The organism is Bacillus sp. FSL K6-0923 (genome assembly GCF_038630825.1).
Taxonomy (GTDB): domain Bacteria; phylum Bacillota; class Bacilli; order Bacillales; family Bacillaceae; genus Bacillus; species Bacillus pumilus.
In genome coordinates this window covers 2,795,033-2,810,077 of sequence record NZ_CP152044.1, presented here as the reverse complement: position 1 = coordinate 2,810,077, position 15,045 = coordinate 2,795,033, and the positions used below count along the sequence as shown (strand labels likewise).

Sequence of the window (15,045 nt, the reverse complement as noted above, 5' to 3'; positions counted from 1 at the left end):
AGGGAAACACCTGACGTTTTGGCGTCAGGTGTTTTTCCATTCAATACATATAATTTGGGTAATTTGGTCTTATTTAGACTTTAATAAGTTAAAAAAGTTAACAACCTAGTAGTACTTCCGATATATATACTATCTTACTAAAAGGAGTTTTCTTTTTTATGAAATTCATACAGTATTTCAGGAAGCCATCTATTTCAAAAAAGCTCGTATTCTCTTTCTTATTTATTCTCTTATGCCCAATCATAGTGTTGGCATTCTCTTCATATCATACGGCTAGCACTTCCTTAAATGATCAAATCATGCAAAGTGCAAAGGAGAACGTCGAGCAGCTAGATAAAAATATTACGAAGGTTGTGAAAGTGAAAACAGACGCAGCCGATTTCTTTAGCAAATGGATCACGGAGAAAAAGCTTAAGCAAAAAGGCACGACAGATATTCAAGGACGCTTTGAGCAGTTCATGAGTATGAATGATGACACAGAAGGCATTTTTGTCGCTTCAAGTGATGGCAAAGTGTTTTCGAGATATCCTAACAAAAAAATGCCTGCTGATTATGTCGCAACGGAGCGGGATTGGTATAAAGACGGCTGGGAGAAAAACGGAGAGCTGTCTGTTTCAGCACCGTATCCAACAGCTTCTACAGGTACGCTTGTGGTCACCATCTCTAAAAAGTTAGAGGACGGATCAGGAGTCATTGCAATGAACTTAGACATTGCGAATCTAGTAAAAGAATCAAATAGCATAAACATTGGGAAACAAGGCTATGCCTTTATCGGAAGTCCGGATCGTACCTTTGTTGCCCATCCTACGAAAAAAGCTGGAACAAAATTATCTGGTGAATGGCTAGAAAAGCTTTATTCACAAGATGAAGGTTCTATGAGTTATATGCTCGAAGGAAAAGAAAAGCAAATGGAATTCACCACAAACAAAGTGACGGGCTGGAAAATTGTCGGTACGATGTTTGTGACGGAAGTCGAAGAAGCTGCACAGCCAGTCTTTAACATGGCCGCTATCATTTTAGCTGGTGCGCTTATCATTGGTGGGATACTGATCTTCTTAATCATCCGTTCTATTACAAAACCACTTTCTATACTTGTTTCTTCTTCAAAGAAAATCAGTGAGGGAGATTTAACAGAAAAAATTGATGTCCAGTCAAAAGATGAAATTGGACAGCTAGGCACAAGCTTTAATGAAATGAGTGAATCATTAAGAGATGTCATTCAAGCAGTACAAACATCTGTAGAAAACGTGGCTTCTTCATCTGAAGAACTGACGGCAAGCGCAGGCCAAACAACAAAAGCAACTGAACATATTACATCATCTATTGAAACATTCTCAAACGGCAACGAAAATCAAAGCGAAATGGTGGAGCAAAGTGCGGCTCATTTAAAACAAATGAATGAGGGACTGAACGAAGTCGCAGAAACATCTGATGTCATCACAGCGTCATCTATTCAATCAAGAACAGCCGCGGAATCAGGTGGACAGCTTGTGGAGCAAACCGTTGGCCAAATGAAGACGATCGACCATTCAGTGAAAGAAGCTGAAGGGGTGATCAATGGACTAGAGCATAAATCAAAAGACATCACAAACATCCTAGGCGTGATTAACGGCATTGCGGATCAAACGAATTTACTTGCACTCAATGCAGCCATTGAAGCAGCACGTGCAGGTGAGTCAGGCAGAGGCTTCTCTGTTGTTGCAGAGGAAGTGCGTAAACTTGCAGTTCAATCATCAGATTCAGCAAAAGAGATTGAAAAGCTTGTGAAAGAAATCGTATCTGAAATCGAAACATCTCAAAATATGTTCAAATCAGTAAATGAAGAAGTGAAGAATGGTCTTTCCATTACAGATCAAACGAAAGAAAGCTTCTCACAAATTAATCAGCAAACAGCCGAAATCGCTACAAGAATTAATGAAATGAATACAACAGTACGCGAGCTTTCAAAAGGATCTGAGCAAATTTCTAAAGCAGTGAATGAAATTGCAGATGTATCACGGGAGAGTTCAGCAAGCATCCAAGATATCGCTGCATCTGCTGAAGAGCAGCTTGCTTCTATGGAAGAGATTAGTTCTTCCTCTACGACTCTTTCCCAAATGGCGGAAGAATTACGTGATTTAATTAAAAAATTCAAGATCAGTGAATAAGGTCAAGTGGTTCTCCTCAAGGGGAACCGCTTTTCTTTTTAAGCGGTCATCTCGTACAATAGAGGAAATCGAAAGAATAGGAGAGATGATATGCGTTTATCAAATAAGAAGGTCATTGCGTTTGTCAGTGATGATTTTGAAGATTTAGAGCTATGGTATCCGGTTCTGCGTTTAAGAGAAGAAGGGGCAACTGTGCACCTTGTAGGAGAAAAAGCAAATCATGAGTACACTGGGAAGTATGGTGTGCCGGCTGTATCTGATGCAGATTTTTATTCCATTCAAGCGGATGAATATGATGCTGTGCTTGTCCCTGGAGGGTGGGCGCCAGATAAACTGCGCCGTTTTCCAGAAGTGTTAAATATCGTACGTTCATTTGATGAAAAGGCAAAACCAATCGGGCAAATTTGCCACGCTGGATGGGTATTGATTTCAGCAGGAATCCTGCAAGGAAAAAAAGTGACAAGTACACCTGGTATTAAAGATGATATGACAAATGCTGGAGCAGACTGGTTTGATGAAGCAGTCGTCATAGATAGTCACCTCGTCTCGAGCAGACGTCCACCGGATCTTCCTCCCTATGTGAAAGCATTTGCGGATGTATTAGCGGCAACATAAACTATGGATCCAAAATAAACAAAGGGCGAATTTGCATCTCATGTTCGCCCTTTGTTCATCATTTCATGCCCCATTCATTTTATCTATCGGCAGGAAACCTCACGCCCATTTGTTTTCTCGCCTCGTCCATAACGGACATAGTTTGAACAGATAAGGCAAATGTATTGACCGGAGACTGACTCATTCCTTGCTGAATACACTCAATAAAATGACAGATTTCATAATACATGGCGGGCTGATCATCTTTGAGAGAGATGTCGGTTTGGTGTCCTTGCCGATCATGGATCGTGATATGTGAAGGACGGTGGAATTGATCAATCACCATCGTCGCATCCTCTCCTTGAATTTCCGCAGATAAATGAGACGTTGAAATTTTAGAATGAAAAAGGAGTGCTTGATGTCCGTCATATTGCATAAGGACAGAGCCGCTTCCATCTACACCAGAAGAAAGCTTATAGCCTCTCGCGGTGATTTGATTCGGCAGACCAAATAAATAGATCGCCGGGTAGACGAGATACACACCAATATCCATTAAAGAACCATTGGATAATTCAGGCTTAAAAGCATTTGGAATCTCGCCATTTCGGTAGGCATCGTATCTTGAGGAATATTTACAGTAATGAGCGACCACTTGCCGAATGGGTCCAAGCTGATCAAGATGCTGTTTGATTTGAAGGAAGTTGGGCAGAAATGTCGTTTTCATCGCTTCCATTAAACAAACTTGATGTTTTTTCGCTGTAGCAATCATTTCTTCTACTTCTTTTCGGTGAGAGGCAAATGGTTTTTCGCATAATACGTGCTTTTGGTGCTCCATCATCAACATGGCCTGCTCTTTATGAAGGGCATTTGGACTCGCAATATACACGGCATCAAACGCATCACTTCCTGCCATTTGATGTAAGTTCGTAAAAACTGTATCAATACCGTATTTTTCGGCAAATGCCTGGCCTTTTTCAGCGGATCGTGAATAGACGGCTGTACATGTAAAATCAGCTATTCCTTCACCGGCCTGTAAGAATCGATCTGTAATCCAGTTCGTTCCGATGACAGCAAATCGAATCATGTCGTTCCCTCCTTCTGCTTTTCTCTGATTATACATCCTTTGAAAGCGTTTGTAAGAAAGAACATTCTTTTTATTGAAAAGCGGATGAAACCTTTATATAGGCTGATGCGTCTTACATAAAGGATATAAATGTACGAGAAGTGGGTAGTTTCTTCCTTCATTCGGGTAATACTCTGATAGAAGGGAGAGGAGGAAACGATCATGAAGCGCGTCCTGCATATAGGAAGTACATACGTCTTTGCGCTTTTATTCATAGCAGCCGGTATTTTTCATGTGATAGAGCCGAGCGGCTTTGCCCGTATGATGCCAGGCTGGCCATATCCATATGTAATGGTCTATGCGACGGCATGCCTAGAATGGCTGCTGGCTGTCTTGCTGCTTTTGCCAAATGTCAGGATCGCAGCAGCAAAAATCATTGCTGTCTATCTTGTCCTCATTTTCCCTGCAAACTTATTTGCTGCACGAGAGGGAATTCCATTTCCAGGTCAAGAAAGCACAGAGCAGTTTTTGCTATGGATAAGACTGATAGGACAGCCCATTCTGATTGTATGGGTGATGTCCATTGCGAAATGGGAAAAAAAGCTGAAACAATGACCACTATATCATGATCAGGTAGTGTACAATTTATTTATAAAATAGCCCGAGTTTGGAGGAACGATATGAATTCTATGCAAATGTGGAGCAGTCGATTTAGAAAATTTTTTCTTGATAACAAGTTTGTTCTCTTTTTACTCGTCCTGCTATTAATCGGATTGAATATCCTTGTTTTCATGAAAACATCCTTTATTTTCACACCGCTCATTGTACTCGTCAAAACGATTGCCTTACCGATTATTTTAACGGGGGTCGTGTATTATTTATTAAATCCGATTGTCAATTTGTTAGAGAGGTTTAGAGTTAAACGAATCTTTTCGATTTTGCTTTTATATATAGTCATTATTGGCATTATAACAGTGACGATTGTGTCTATTATTCCTTTTTTACAAGCACAAATGATGAGCCTGTTTCATAACCTTCCGAAATATGTTGATACGGTAGAAGATCAGATTAGACAACTAACGGGAAGCAACTTCATTAATCAAGCGCAAAAAAACATGAATTTTAACGTCTCTGAATTGGTGAGCAAAGCGTCAAGTCAAGCGACGAAAATTTTGGAAAGTACCTTTACCGGAGTGGGGACGTTCTTAGGGGCGCTCACTGAAATCATCATCTCGATCGTGACCGTTCCGTTCATTCTGTTTTATTTATTAAAAGACGGCAAAAAATTACCTGACTATTTCTTGAAATTTATTCCGAATAAGTTTAGAGAACATACTCATATCGTGCTTCACGAAATGAACCATCGCCTGAGCTCTTATATTCTCGGACAGATCATTGTCAGCTTCTGTATTGGTGTTCTTCTTCTAATTGGCTATCTGATTATTGGACTTGACTATGCGTTGCTGCTAGCAATCATTGCGGCATGTACAAGTGTGGTGCCATACCTTGGTCCAACGATTGCGATTACACCAGCGATTGTGATTGCACTTGTGACATCACCAGTGATGCTTTTAAAACTGATCATTGTCTGGACAGTGGTTCAGCTCATTGAAGGGAAATTTATTTCACCTCAGGTCATGGGGAAAAACCTTCATATTCATCCGATCACGATTATCTTTGTTCTCTTAACAGCAGGTAAATTGTTCAGCGTAGTCGGTATCATTGTTGCGATTCCGACATATGCCGTCCTGAAGGTCATCACGACCCACTTGTTTGATTGGTTCAAAATGCGATCCAATTTGTATAAAGAAGAAAAGGTTTAATGTCATAATCTTTTTTTGAAAAAAATATAGTATCATAAAGACGAGCTTTCGATGAAGGAAGCTTGTCTTTATGTGGACATAGATGGTTGCCTGTTCAAAAGATCAGAATTGAAAGGAAAGAAAATCATGAATCTATGGGATTTATTCGTGGCACTGGTTTTAGGAATTGTCGAAGGATTAACAGAGTATGCACCTGTCTCGTCTACAGGTCACATGATCATTGTCGATGATCTATGGTTAAAATCAAAGGAAATCATTACGCCAGAGGCGGCAAACACATTTAAAGTCGTGATTCAGTTAGGCTCTATTTTAGCTGTCATGATTGTGTTCAAGGATCGGATTTTGAACTTGTTAGGCTTAAAGAAAAATATCACTGAAGAACAAAAGCGCAGCGGGCATAAACTGACCATTGCTCAAATCGCAGTAGGACTCGTCCCAGCCGTCATTTTAGGATTCTTATTTGAAGATTATATTGATAAATACTTGTTTGATGTGAGAACAGTTGCAGTCGGTTTGATTTTAGGCGCAGTGCTGATGCTTGTCGCTGACTGGATCAATAAACGTAAAACAGAAACAAGCTCTGTCGATAACATGACGTACAAACAGGCGCTTTATATCGGACTGTTTCAATGTTTGGCGTTATGGCCAGGCTTCTCTCGCTCGGGTTCGACGATCGCAGGTGGGGTTATTCTTGGTTTGAATCACCGTGCGGCAGCTGACTTTACATTTATCATGGCGATGCCGATTATGGCGGGCGCAAGCTTTTTAACACTTGTGAAAAATGCCGAATATTTAACAACAGACATGCTGCCATTCTTTATCGTCGGGTTTGTGAGTGCATTTGTTGTGGCTCTCTTCGTTGTTCGATTCTTCCTAAAACTGATCAATAAAATCAAACTGGTGCCTTTTGCAATATACCGAATAATCCTAGGTGTGATTTTATTTATCCTATTCATGTAATGCTGAAAACTACTCTTATTAAAGAGTAGTTTTTTGTTGTTTTAACTCTTTTAAACAGTAAAATCAACCTCTTAGTTGGTAGAAAAAGAAGTTTTTTCATAAATTAGTGTTTAAGAGACAGGAGAAGGGGTAGTACATAAACATACCAATTAAAGGAGGAGTTAGAAATAATGAGAAAAACAAGCAAATTTTTTGTTAGTTCTGTGATCGCTACGTCAATGGTTGCTGCCCCTCTATCTCTTACGACTTTTGGTCAAACGGCTGAAGCTGCAACGACAACAGGTGTTGATGGAAGTGTCTCGATTGATCCAGTAGCCATTGCCGATAAAATTGAACAAGCAGTAAAATCATCTCAAAATCGTGATGGATTCGTAAAAAATGCGGCGTACAGCGCCTTCTATGAAGCAGGTCAAAACTATAACGTCGTTGTCCAAAACTTAAGCCAAGATCATGACTTTAGCGGACTGAACAATGTGGTTTACTATGATAGTGTTGAATATGATGGGATTACGTTTGGTATTTGGGTATTTGAAGATGGGACGTTCGTCAATAATGGTGACGGCGGCTATATTAACTGGACATTTGTTGGCAGCTTTGACCGTGAGGAAGGAAGCGGCACTGTTGATTTCCATAAAAGATTCTAATCTTATTGTCAAAAGTCTGCCGATTCACCGGCAGACTTTTTTTATAACGCACATTCTTCTATGTCAAAACCTAAATCTTCAATGATGTGATGATCCGTTTGAACCTGCTGACCTTTTGTTGTTAAATAATCGCCTACGAAAATGGAATTTGCGGCATAAAGGGCAAGCGGCTGAAGCGTCCGTAAATTGAACTCTCTGCCTCCAGATACTCGAATTTCCTTGGTTGGATTGACAAACCTCATGAGTGCCAACACTTTCAATGCTTTGATCGGATGTGTTCGTTCTTGATGCTCAAGTGGTGTTCCTTCGATTGCATGAAGAAAGTTGACTGGAATGGAATCCGCATCAATGGCTCTGAGCGCAAAAGCCATTTCAACAATTTGCTGGTTGGTTTCACCCATTCCAATGATAACCCCTGAGCAAGGAGACATGCCCGACTGTTTGACCTCCTCAAGGGTCGACAAACGGTCATGATATGTATGAGTTGTCGTAATGTGAGCATGATGATCTTGATGTGTATTGATATTGTGATTGTACCGATGAACCCCTGCTTCCTTCAGCCGCTTTGCTTTTTCTTCATTTAATAACCCAAGACATGCACACACCTTCAAAGGCATGGTCTCAGTGATCTCTTTTACTGCTGCGGTCACCTCATCTAATTCTCTGTGAGAAGGTGCTCTCCCGCTCGCGACAATACAATAAGTCCCCGCTTTTCTCTTGAGCGCCTCACGCGCGCCAGCCACAATCGTTTTTTGATCAAGCATTGTATATCGTTCAACCGGTGCTTTTGAAATGATCGACTGTGAACAATAACCGCAGTTTTCAGGGCAATAACCACTTTTTGCATTAAAAATCATATTTAATTTCACCTTATTTTGAAAAAAATGAAATCGTACTTGGTAGGCTGCATGCATGATAGATAATAATTCTCTATCGTCAGTTTCAAGAATATCTAGACCTTCTTGCAGCGTGATCCGTTCATTTTTCAGCGCTTTCTCTGCTATCGCTTCCCAAGACAAAGATATGTGTTTTCCCATCATAAGCTCCTCTCATTATGTTAACTTATTTTTATTAAAAGTTAACATAATAGATAGTCATTGGCAAGCATTGGATAAATGAAGTCTGCAAAAATACTTGAAGACATACAAAAAGGCGATGATCATGAAATCATCGCCTTTTTATATGTAAAGCTTTATAGCTTATCGAACAGTAATATAGTTAATCACAAGCTCGCCTAGTGAATTATAGTAAGAAACTGTGACAGATCCGCGTTGTACCGCACGAATCCAAGTGAAGTTCGGAGCTGTTTGATCTAATTGAATGGCATATGTTGCACCAGACACAGAAATTTGGCTGGCTGGAAGAGAGACGGCGATTGACGAACCTACAGTAAGCGTGCGGTTCACTGTAATCACTTTATTCATAATAGGAGCTTTTGCTATGACTGGTTCTTTTGGCTGGGCAGCTGCATGAGCACCTTCAGTTTGGAAGAACGTAAGAGCACCTAGAGCAGCTAAAGACAATGTACAAGCTTTCATTAATTTTTTCATCGGTAACACTCCTTTTTTTGGTATATACATATATTAATAATAATAGTATTATATGTCAATTAAAATATATGAAAAAAAGAGTATTTATGGTGAAAATTGTAACATATTATCCATGAGGTCTCTCTTTTTTAGGGGAAAAAGAGGCATAAAAAAAGCTGGGTGCATCCCAGCAATGTAAAGCTTTATGAAAAGAGATGTTCAATCGTCGTCTCGCTGTTTTGGCTGACGGCCCTTTTGTTTCTCTTTTTCTTTAATGTAGTGAATAAAATCGATGGTTTGTCTTCGTGCTTCTTCGGAAAAATCGGAGGCAGCCTTAAACGCAATTTGCAAATCTGGATCGTCTGCAAGGTCGGCATCAGTTCCGCCTTTGTCCTTACCTGTGAGAAGATAATCCGTTGAGACCCCATATAATTCGGCGATTTTCACAATCATTTCACCGTCGGGCTTTCTCAAGCCATATTCCCAATTTGCATAAGTGGACATCGCCTTTAATCCGAGTTTTTTAGCAACCGTTGACTTGCTCCATCCATGCTTCTCTCTTAATTCAGTTAAAATCTTTCCAGTCAAATTATCCATTGGAAACACCTTTTTTCATGTTATGAGTAAATTTTATCATGAATTACACGGAAAAGATAAATAATTACACAAAAAGAATAAAAAATGATTGACTTACTCGTTTTGTGTATATTATCATAATGAATATAACTTACACATATTGAGTAAGAGGTGGAAAGATGAAGCTTGAAAATTTACGAGAAGAACGCATTTTACAAGGGAAAACACAAACCTATATGGCGAAAAAGTTAGGGTATAAGTACACGAGCGGCTATGCAAATATAGAAATGGGCAGAACGAAGCCCAGCTTAGAAATAGCAAAGCATATTGCGGATTTGCTAAATAGGGGTGTTCAAGAGCTTTTTTTTGATCAAAAGTTACACAAAATGAGTAATTCTTTAAAGGAAGAGCATTTATTTGAAAAGGGGAGACGAACAAAATGAATATTGAACATCCAATGGTAGCGCAGATAAATGACTTTGGATATCCAAAAAGCTTCTGGTCATATGACATGACACGTTATGGGTATCAAGCAGAGATTGAGGAGAGTCTGGAGGGATTTGAAGCAGATGAAACATCAGATGACGTTTGATGCCAGAAAGGAAGCGCAGCTTTGTTTAGTCCAAGCCGGTGGCTGGATGACCTTTCATCACCAGAAACCGGTGTTTGTTTTTTCCACATCAGAAGACAAGCAAACATACATGACCCTCTTGGCGGAAAAGCTCGCTGAAGCAAAAAAGGAGGAAGCAAGACGACATGAAACGATGGAAGAAAATCATGGAAATCCTCAAATGCTTGCTAAAAGCGAGTAAAAACGAACAAGACATTCGTCAGTGGGAAAAGGATGACGGGAGCTCATAACATGGTCATCCATTTCATCATTGAGACAGAGTTATTGTTCACAAAAGATACATTGATAAAAAGAATACGAGCAGCTGCAAAAGCGCAATGCCCGCAGAAAATAAAAGACGCACTATCACTCGAGATTCGTTTATTTGACGACATGCCGCTTGACATAGCTGACTGTCAAATCAAGCGTACATACGCAGAAAAAGGTTTGATACGCCCAGTGAATGTCAGCATCTTTCAGCCGCGGCTGCACCATATTCAAGAAGCACTTCATTCTATTGCGGATAGGGCTCCTCTACAGATCGTTGATTTAAGAGTTCCCCAGTTTTATAGTATGCGTCCAAGAATTGAAATCATTTTAAATACGATAGGTGATGGCACGAAGTCCTCACCAATTAAGGAGACAAGTATATGAACGAGCCAAAACAATTATTCATTCAAGAAAACCAGACATTTGTCGGTGAGATGGAAACAGGAAAAATCCAAGTCATCGTGTTAGATGGGAATGTAGGAACGGCTTATCAGATAGATGTACCTGAACATGGAAAAACCATTATACAAACGGCAAAAGGTCATTTTGCAAGAGTAGATCACGAGATTGGTTTTAAAATCAGCTAGATTACTGGATAGATCACAACATCATACGTCCAAGACGGAAAGCCTGCGGACACTGATCAAGACCTTATGAAAAGGGGACTGATTGGTGTCCGTTTTTTATTTTCTTAAAAAAGGGAGAGAGCCAGCATGCAAGATTTACTCATCGAATACAAACGAGCTTTAAAGGATGCTAGAAAAAGATATGAACCATTTAGAGAAAAAGAAGACAAACAGCTGTCAGATCAAGAGAAGCATGATAAAAAAATTATCGCTAGTATGGTCAGCGATCTCGAATATGTCGTGGAATGGCTTCAAATTGGCAGGCAGCCAGGCGCACGCAGAGGATTAGACAGACGTTCAGTCTATCAGCGTACCATCCTGGCAAATCCAGAAGTGTTAGAGGCTTTATCACATGAATATACACTTATCCAAGAAAATGAAAGAGAATTCAGTGAGCGGGACAAGAAACGAATTGATGAAGCCTTGTCCGTTTTAACGGACCGAGAAAAGGACGTATTCTTCATGCACACAACGCAAGGATTATCGTTTAGCGAGATTGCGATTATGCTGGATGTGAAAAAAGGAACTGTCCAAAAACATATGGAGAGAGCTCGGACAAAGATGTCCAAAAAAGTACAAGAACGCCTATTCGAAGCAGCTGAATAGGCGTTTTTTCTTTTACAAAATAAATGGAGCAGCACTTGTCTTACAGTTGCCACCTATAGTTAGAAAGACCAAACGGATGTTTGCTAGCCCTACACAAATGATTCCTTCACAGGAAATCGTTCGAATTAAAAGGAGGCGGCAGGTGAATGTAAATGAAAGATAAACGGATAGGAGCCAAGCAAGATTATATGAAAGGGATGACGTACCAGCAAATTGCTGATTATTACAATGTCTCAATCCATACCGTGAAATCATGGAAAAGACGATACGGATGGCAAAGGCAAAAAGGTTCGTCAAAGCAGGCACACTCGATCTTCAATCAGTTTCTTTCAGATGAAACAATTGAAATTATGGAGAAAATGGGCGGGCGTACATCCCTTGATTTAATCTGGGATCAAATTCAAATTCAATATGCTGCCATTATTCGGGCGCAGCGAATCATGTATGTGTCAGATCAAGATGACATGATCAAAGAGCTGAAAAAGGCTGCATACATGCCTTCTTCATTAGAAGAAACAGTAGAAGGCATTCAGTCAGAACAAGAAATCAGCACAGAAGAATATTCGTTTCAATTTTCATGGGATCGGCATGCTACCTTTTTAAATGCCCAATCTCGTGCAATGGGAGAGCTCAGGCGTCTCATTAAACAGTTTGAAGAGCTTGCACATGCGAAGGATGAAAGAAGATTAAGACTAAAGCAAATTGAACTGACCATCGAAAAAACAAAAAAAGCAGTGCGCGAAGAAAAAGAGGAAGATCTTCACATCATGATCAAGCGAAAAGAGGATAACTCATGACGCCATTGATTGAAAAAGAAGTCAATCCTCACTTTGAACATTTTCTATTCGATTGGAATCAGAAGTTTCAATTTTTAGTAGGCGGTTACGGCTCCTCTAAAAGCTATCACATTGCATTAAAACTCATTTTAAAGCTGCTGGAAGAAAAACGGACAGCACTTGTCATTCGAGAAGTCTATGATACCCACCGCGAATCAACCTTTTCTCTATTACAAGAGATCGTCAGCGATCTTGGCATCGATCATGTGGTGAAGTGCCGCAGTTCGCCGCTTGCCTTGACGTTTCGAAATGGCAGCAGCATCTTATTCAAAGGGCTGGACAAGCCTGAGAAATTAAAATCGATTAACAACATCTCGATTATTTGGATTGAGGAGTGTTCAGAGGTTTCTTATGAAGGCTTTAAAGAGCTGCTTGGAAGGCTGAGGCACCCGTCTTTACCGCTTTATATGATGTTATCGACCAATCCTGTTGGTCAAGATAATTGGACGTACAGACATTTTTTTCGAGATGAACAGCTGAAGCGATTTGTCCTAGATGACGAAACCTTATACAAAAAACGCACCGTTGTGATCAAGGATACGTACTATCATCACTCCACAGCGGAAGATAACCTATTTCTCCCTAAAAGCTATGTGAAGCAGCTGGATGAGCTGAAAGAATACGACCCAGACCTCTATCGAATTGCGAGGAAGGGCTATTTTGGCATCAATGGAACAAAGGTTTTTCCTCAATTTGAGGTAAGAAATCATGCTGATGTATTAGAAGCGATTCAGCAGATGGACCGGCCGCTAAAACGAGCAGGCATGGATTTTGGATTTGTTGAATCATACAATGCGCTCATTCGATTAGCCGTCGACCATGAAAAAAAGTACTTATATATTTACTGGGAATATTACGATCGCGGGAAAACAGATGATGAAACAGCTGTTGACCTAAAAGAGTTCATTGAATCAAAGGAACTCATCAAAGCCGATGCAGCAGAGCCTAAAACCATTCACTATTTTCGGCAGCGTGGATTTCAAATGGTGGCAGCACATAAGTACCAAGGCTCGCGTTTGCAGTATACGAAAAAGATCAAACGGTTTAAGAAAATCATTTGCTCTGATGCTTGTCCGTACACAATCTATGAACTTCAATCACTGACCTATAAGGCAGATAAGGATGGACGTTTAGAGGAAGATGCATTTCAAATCGACCCACACACATTATCAGCCATCTGGTATGCGCTGGATGACTATGAAGTGACGGATTTGAAACAGACCGCCTCAGAGCGTGTCCGTCCAAACAGAGAGAGGAGGTCCGTACAATGAAACAATTGAAAGCAACGATTATGAAGGCAAACATGTCTGATCATACAAAACAAATGTATGCAGATGAATTTTCCTATGAAAAAGATGACATTGTTCCCCCGCCATACAACATCAATGAATTAAAAAGCATGGCAGAGTATTCAACCATTCTTCAGCAATGTATTGATGCGTACAAAACGAATATTTTAGGCTTTGGATTTGGGGTGGAATACGCCTTTGACTTTAATGCAGAAGGTGTAAAACCGGCAAAAAAGAAAGCCGCAGAAAAGGAATGGACAAGACTTGAAGAGTTTACGAAGTACATGAACTATGATGAGTCCGCTGATGTGATTCTTGGCTATGTCCTGGAAGACCGAGAGAAAACGGGCAATGGTTTTTTAGAGGTGCTGAGAGATGGACAAGGAAAGCCAGCTGGAATCGAGTATTTAGATGCGCTTCATATCCGCATTTGCAAGCTTAGTGAGCCAGTCGATGTCGAATTCAGCTACACAGAAAATGGCGAATTAAAGACAATGAATCGAAAGAAAAGATTCCGCAAATATGTGCAGGTGATCAACGAAAAGAAAGTCTTCTTTAAGGAGTATGGTGATCCGCGCATTTTGAACTGTGAAACAGGCAAGTATGATGACACCACACCAGAGCCGCTTCGCGCAACAGAAGTGATTCATTTCAAAATTGGCAGTGGAACGTATGGGATTCCCCGCTGGATTGGCAACATCGTCAATATGTACGGAGCACGCAAGGCAGAGGAACTGAACTATCTTTATTTTAAACAAGGGCGGCATGTACCAGGTGCCATCATTGTCGAAAATGGCATGCTGTCAGAATCCTCTTATCAGCAGCTTCAAGACTATATGGATGATATTGAAGGATCTGATCACGCGCATAAATTTCTATTGCTTGAAGTTGAAGGTCTGCCGACAGAAAAAGGGTTAACGGGAGAAGAAGATGTCTCAAATGTCAAAGTAAACTTCAAATCTCTAGCCGAGATCCTGCAAGAAGATGCGCTCTTTTTAGAATACGATGAAAAAACAAGAAACAAAATCCGTTCTGCGTTTCGTCTGCCGCCAATTTACACAGGTGAGTCTCAAGACTATAACAAAGCGACGGCAGATACAGCGCGTAAAACAACAGAAGAGCAGGTATTTCAGCCAGAACGGCATCTCATCACAGGAAAACTCAATACTCTTTTCCTGCCGGATCTTGATATGTGGCATGTCCGTTTTCTATTAAATGGTCCTGATTTTAGAGACCCATTAGAGATTGCGAAGGTACTGACGCCATTTATTCAGGCGGGGGCAGTGTCACCTAACGATTTGCGCGATCTAGCAGGAAGAATTCTTGGGAAAACGCTAGAGGAATGGCCTGAGGAACTGTATCACCGACCTTTAGAAAACCGCATGAAATCAGCTGAAGAAAAGCCTCAACCAGAGCCGGACCAGCTGACGAAATAAACAGAAGCGGGTGCGCTTTTTTGAAAGGGGGTGAAC

General features: G+C 40.5%; 19 protein-coding genes. 15 read left to right on the top strand and 4 right to left on the bottom strand.

What is annotated here, in order from left to right; genetic code table 11:
- Positions 1 to 158 precede the first annotated feature (158 nt).
- Together MHI16_RS14505 and MHI16_RS14500 are read left to right on the top strand one after the other, a co-directional pair.
- Positions 159 to 2,147: a methyl-accepting chemotaxis protein gene (locus tag MHI16_RS14505; RefSeq protein ID WP_058013828.1), complete on the top strand. Its 1,989-nt coding sequence runs from the start codon at positions 159 to 161 to the stop codon at positions 2,145 to 2,147.
- Between the two features lie 90 nt (positions 2,148 to 2,237).
- Positions 2,238 to 2,762: a type 1 glutamine amidotransferase domain-containing protein gene (locus MHI16_RS14500; RefSeq protein WP_058013829.1), complete on the top strand. Its 525-nt coding sequence runs from the start codon at positions 2,238 to 2,240 to the stop codon at positions 2,760 to 2,762.
- Positions 2,763 to 2,841: 79 nt separating this feature from the next.
- On the opposite strand, the gene MHI16_RS14495 is transcribed toward MHI16_RS14500, so the two are convergent.
- Positions 2,842 to 3,825 carry a Gfo/Idh/MocA family oxidoreductase gene (locus MHI16_RS14495; protein ID WP_058013830.1) on the bottom strand — a complete coding sequence of 328 codons (984 nt, stop codon included), beginning with the start codon at positions 3,823 to 3,825 and terminating at the stop codon, positions 2,842 to 2,844.
- Positions 3,826 to 4,026: 201 nt separating this feature from the next.
- Here MHI16_RS14495 and MHI16_RS14490 point away from each other — a divergent pair, with 201 nt between their 5' ends.
- From MHI16_RS14490 to MHI16_RS14475, 4 genes are all read left to right on the top strand, one after another.
- On the top strand, positions 4,027 to 4,419 hold the full coding sequence (locus MHI16_RS14490; protein ID WP_058013831.1) for a DoxX family protein: 393 nt from the start codon (positions 4,027 to 4,029) through the stop codon (positions 4,417 to 4,419).
- Between the two features lie 65 nt (positions 4,420 to 4,484).
- Positions 4,485 to 5,627, top strand: coding sequence for an AI-2E family transporter (locus MHI16_RS14485; RefSeq protein WP_058013832.1), 1,143 nt, complete (start codon positions 4,485 to 4,487; stop codon positions 5,625 to 5,627).
- A 126-nt stretch (positions 5,628 to 5,753) separates the two neighbouring features.
- Positions 5,754 to 6,587 (top strand): undecaprenyl-diphosphate phosphatase, encoded by an 834-nt coding sequence (locus MHI16_RS14480; RefSeq protein WP_034660680.1) that lies wholly within the window; start codon positions 5,754 to 5,756, stop codon positions 6,585 to 6,587.
- A gap of 170 nt (positions 6,588 to 6,757) precedes the next feature.
- A complete protein-coding gene (locus MHI16_RS14475; protein ID WP_003212767.1) occupies positions 6,758 to 7,231 on the top strand; it encodes a hypothetical protein in 474 nt (157 codons plus the stop codon).
- Between the two features lie 41 nt (positions 7,232 to 7,272).
- On the opposite strand, the gene bioB is transcribed toward MHI16_RS14475, so the two are convergent.
- The 3 genes from bioB to MHI16_RS14460 form a co-directional block, all read right to left on the bottom strand.
- On the bottom strand, positions 7,273 to 8,268 hold the full coding sequence (bioB, locus tag MHI16_RS14470) for a biotin synthase BioB (RefSeq protein WP_058013833.1): 996 nt from the start codon (positions 8,266 to 8,268) through the stop codon (positions 7,273 to 7,275).
- Between the two features lie 162 nt (positions 8,269 to 8,430).
- A complete protein-coding gene (locus MHI16_RS14465; protein WP_003213146.1) occupies positions 8,431 to 8,781 on the bottom strand; it encodes a hypothetical protein in 351 nt (116 codons plus the stop codon).
- 198 nt (positions 8,782 to 8,979) lie between these two features.
- Positions 8,980 to 9,357, bottom strand: a complete 378-nt coding sequence (locus MHI16_RS14460) for a helix-turn-helix transcriptional regulator (protein WP_003213241.1) — start codon at positions 9,355 to 9,357, stop codon at positions 8,980 to 8,982.
- Between the two features lie 158 nt (positions 9,358 to 9,515).
- Between MHI16_RS14460 and MHI16_RS14455 the strand changes: the two genes are divergently transcribed.
- From MHI16_RS14455 to MHI16_RS14415, 9 genes are all read left to right on the top strand, one after another.
- Positions 9,516 to 9,779: a helix-turn-helix transcriptional regulator gene (locus MHI16_RS14455; protein WP_058013834.1), complete on the top strand. Its 264-nt coding sequence runs from the start codon at positions 9,516 to 9,518 to the stop codon at positions 9,777 to 9,779.
- Positions 9,776 to 9,928 (top strand): hypothetical protein, encoded by a 153-nt coding sequence (locus tag MHI16_RS14450; RefSeq protein ID WP_200964036.1) that lies wholly within the window; start codon positions 9,776 to 9,778, stop codon positions 9,926 to 9,928. The genes MHI16_RS14455 and MHI16_RS14450 overlap by 4 nt, the downstream gene beginning before the upstream one ends.
- Positions 9,906 to 10,148, top strand: a complete 243-nt coding sequence (locus tag MHI16_RS14445; RefSeq protein ID WP_234034815.1) for a hypothetical protein — start codon at positions 9,906 to 9,908, stop codon at positions 10,146 to 10,148. Before MHI16_RS14450 ends, MHI16_RS14445 begins: the two co-directional genes overlap by 23 nt.
- A 50-nt stretch (positions 10,149 to 10,198) precedes the next feature.
- On the top strand, positions 10,199 to 10,600 hold the full coding sequence (locus MHI16_RS14440; RefSeq protein ID WP_342497997.1) for a holliday junction resolvase: 402 nt from the start codon (positions 10,199 to 10,201) through the stop codon (positions 10,598 to 10,600).
- Positions 10,597 to 10,803, top strand: coding sequence for an XtrA/YqaO family protein (locus tag MHI16_RS14435; RefSeq protein WP_012011053.1), 207 nt, complete (start codon positions 10,597 to 10,599; stop codon positions 10,801 to 10,803). Before MHI16_RS14440 ends, MHI16_RS14435 begins: the two co-directional genes overlap by 4 nt.
- A gap of 126 nt (positions 10,804 to 10,929) precedes the next feature.
- Positions 10,930 to 11,448 (top strand): sigma-70 family RNA polymerase sigma factor, encoded by a 519-nt coding sequence (locus MHI16_RS14430; RefSeq protein WP_061409446.1) that lies wholly within the window; start codon positions 10,930 to 10,932, stop codon positions 11,446 to 11,448.
- A gap of 152 nt (positions 11,449 to 11,600) precedes the next feature.
- Entirely contained in the window at positions 11,601 to 12,245 is a 645-nt protein-coding gene (terS, locus tag MHI16_RS14425) for a phage terminase small subunit (RefSeq protein ID WP_058013837.1), read from the top strand.
- A gap of 8 nt (positions 12,246 to 12,253) precedes the next feature.
- Positions 12,254 to 13,555, top strand: a complete 1,302-nt coding sequence (locus MHI16_RS14420) for a PBSX family phage terminase large subunit (RefSeq protein WP_186306812.1) — start codon at positions 12,254 to 12,256, stop codon at positions 13,553 to 13,555.
- Complete coding sequence (locus tag MHI16_RS14415; RefSeq protein ID WP_144461882.1) at positions 13,552 to 15,009, top strand: phage portal protein; 1,458 nt, start codon at positions 13,552 to 13,554, stop codon at positions 15,007 to 15,009. Before MHI16_RS14420 ends, MHI16_RS14415 begins: the two co-directional genes overlap by 4 nt.
- Positions 15,010 to 15,045: the final 36 nt, after the last annotated feature.

What these genes read in the sequence shown, in the direction of transcription:
- MHI16_RS14490 (WP_058013831.1), top strand. Translation starts at nt 4,027, where the DNA reads ATGAAGCGCGTCCTGCATATAGGAAGTACATACGTCTTTGCGCTTTTA.
- MHI16_RS14485 (WP_058013832.1), top strand. Translation starts at nt 4,485, where the DNA reads ATGAATTCTATGCAAATGTGGAGCAGTCGATTTAGAAAATTTTTTCTT.
- MHI16_RS14505 (WP_058013828.1), top strand. Translation starts at nt 159, where the DNA reads ATGAAATTCATACAGTATTTCAGGAAGCCATCTATTTCAAAAAAGCTC.
- MHI16_RS14430 (WP_061409446.1), top strand. Translation starts at nt 10,930, where the DNA reads ATGCAAGATTTACTCATCGAATACAAACGAGCTTTAAAGGATGCTAGA.
- MHI16_RS14415 (WP_144461882.1), top strand. Translation starts at nt 13,552, where the DNA reads ATGAAACAATTGAAAGCAACGATTATGAAGGCAAACATGTCTGATCAT.
- MHI16_RS14450 (WP_200964036.1), top strand. Translation starts at nt 9,776, where the DNA reads ATGAATATTGAACATCCAATGGTAGCGCAGATAAATGACTTTGGATAT.
- MHI16_RS14495 (WP_058013830.1), bottom strand. Translation starts at nt 3,825, where the DNA reads ATGATTCGATTTGCTGTCATCGGAACGAACTGGATTACAGATCGATTC.
- MHI16_RS14475 (WP_003212767.1), top strand. Translation starts at nt 6,758, where the DNA reads ATGAGAAAAACAAGCAAATTTTTTGTTAGTTCTGTGATCGCTACGTCA.
- MHI16_RS14435 (WP_012011053.1), top strand. Translation starts at nt 10,597, where the DNA reads ATGAACGAGCCAAAACAATTATTCATTCAAGAAAACCAGACATTTGTC.
- MHI16_RS14460 (WP_003213241.1), bottom strand. Translation starts at nt 9,357, where the DNA reads ATGGATAATTTGACTGGAAAGATTTTAACTGAATTAAGAGAGAAGCAT.
- MHI16_RS14455 (WP_058013834.1), top strand. Translation starts at nt 9,516, where the DNA reads ATGAAGCTTGAAAATTTACGAGAAGAACGCATTTTACAAGGGAAAACA.
- MHI16_RS14445 (WP_234034815.1), top strand. Translation starts at nt 9,906, where the DNA reads ATGAAACATCAGATGACGTTTGATGCCAGAAAGGAAGCGCAGCTTTGT.
- MHI16_RS14465 (WP_003213146.1), bottom strand. Translation starts at nt 8,781, where the DNA reads ATGAAAAAATTAATGAAAGCTTGTACATTGTCTTTAGCTGCTCTAGGT.
- MHI16_RS14480 (WP_034660680.1), top strand. Translation starts at nt 5,754, where the DNA reads ATGAATCTATGGGATTTATTCGTGGCACTGGTTTTAGGAATTGTCGAA.
- MHI16_RS14440 (WP_342497997.1), top strand. Translation starts at nt 10,199, where the DNA reads ATGGTCATCCATTTCATCATTGAGACAGAGTTATTGTTCACAAAAGAT.
- terS (WP_058013837.1), top strand. Translation starts at nt 11,601, where the DNA reads ATGAAAGATAAACGGATAGGAGCCAAGCAAGATTATATGAAAGGGATG.
- MHI16_RS14500 (WP_058013829.1), top strand. Translation starts at nt 2,238, where the DNA reads ATGCGTTTATCAAATAAGAAGGTCATTGCGTTTGTCAGTGATGATTTT.
- bioB (WP_058013833.1), bottom strand. Translation starts at nt 8,268, where the DNA reads ATGGGAAAACACATATCTTTGTCTTGGGAAGCGATAGCAGAGAAAGCG.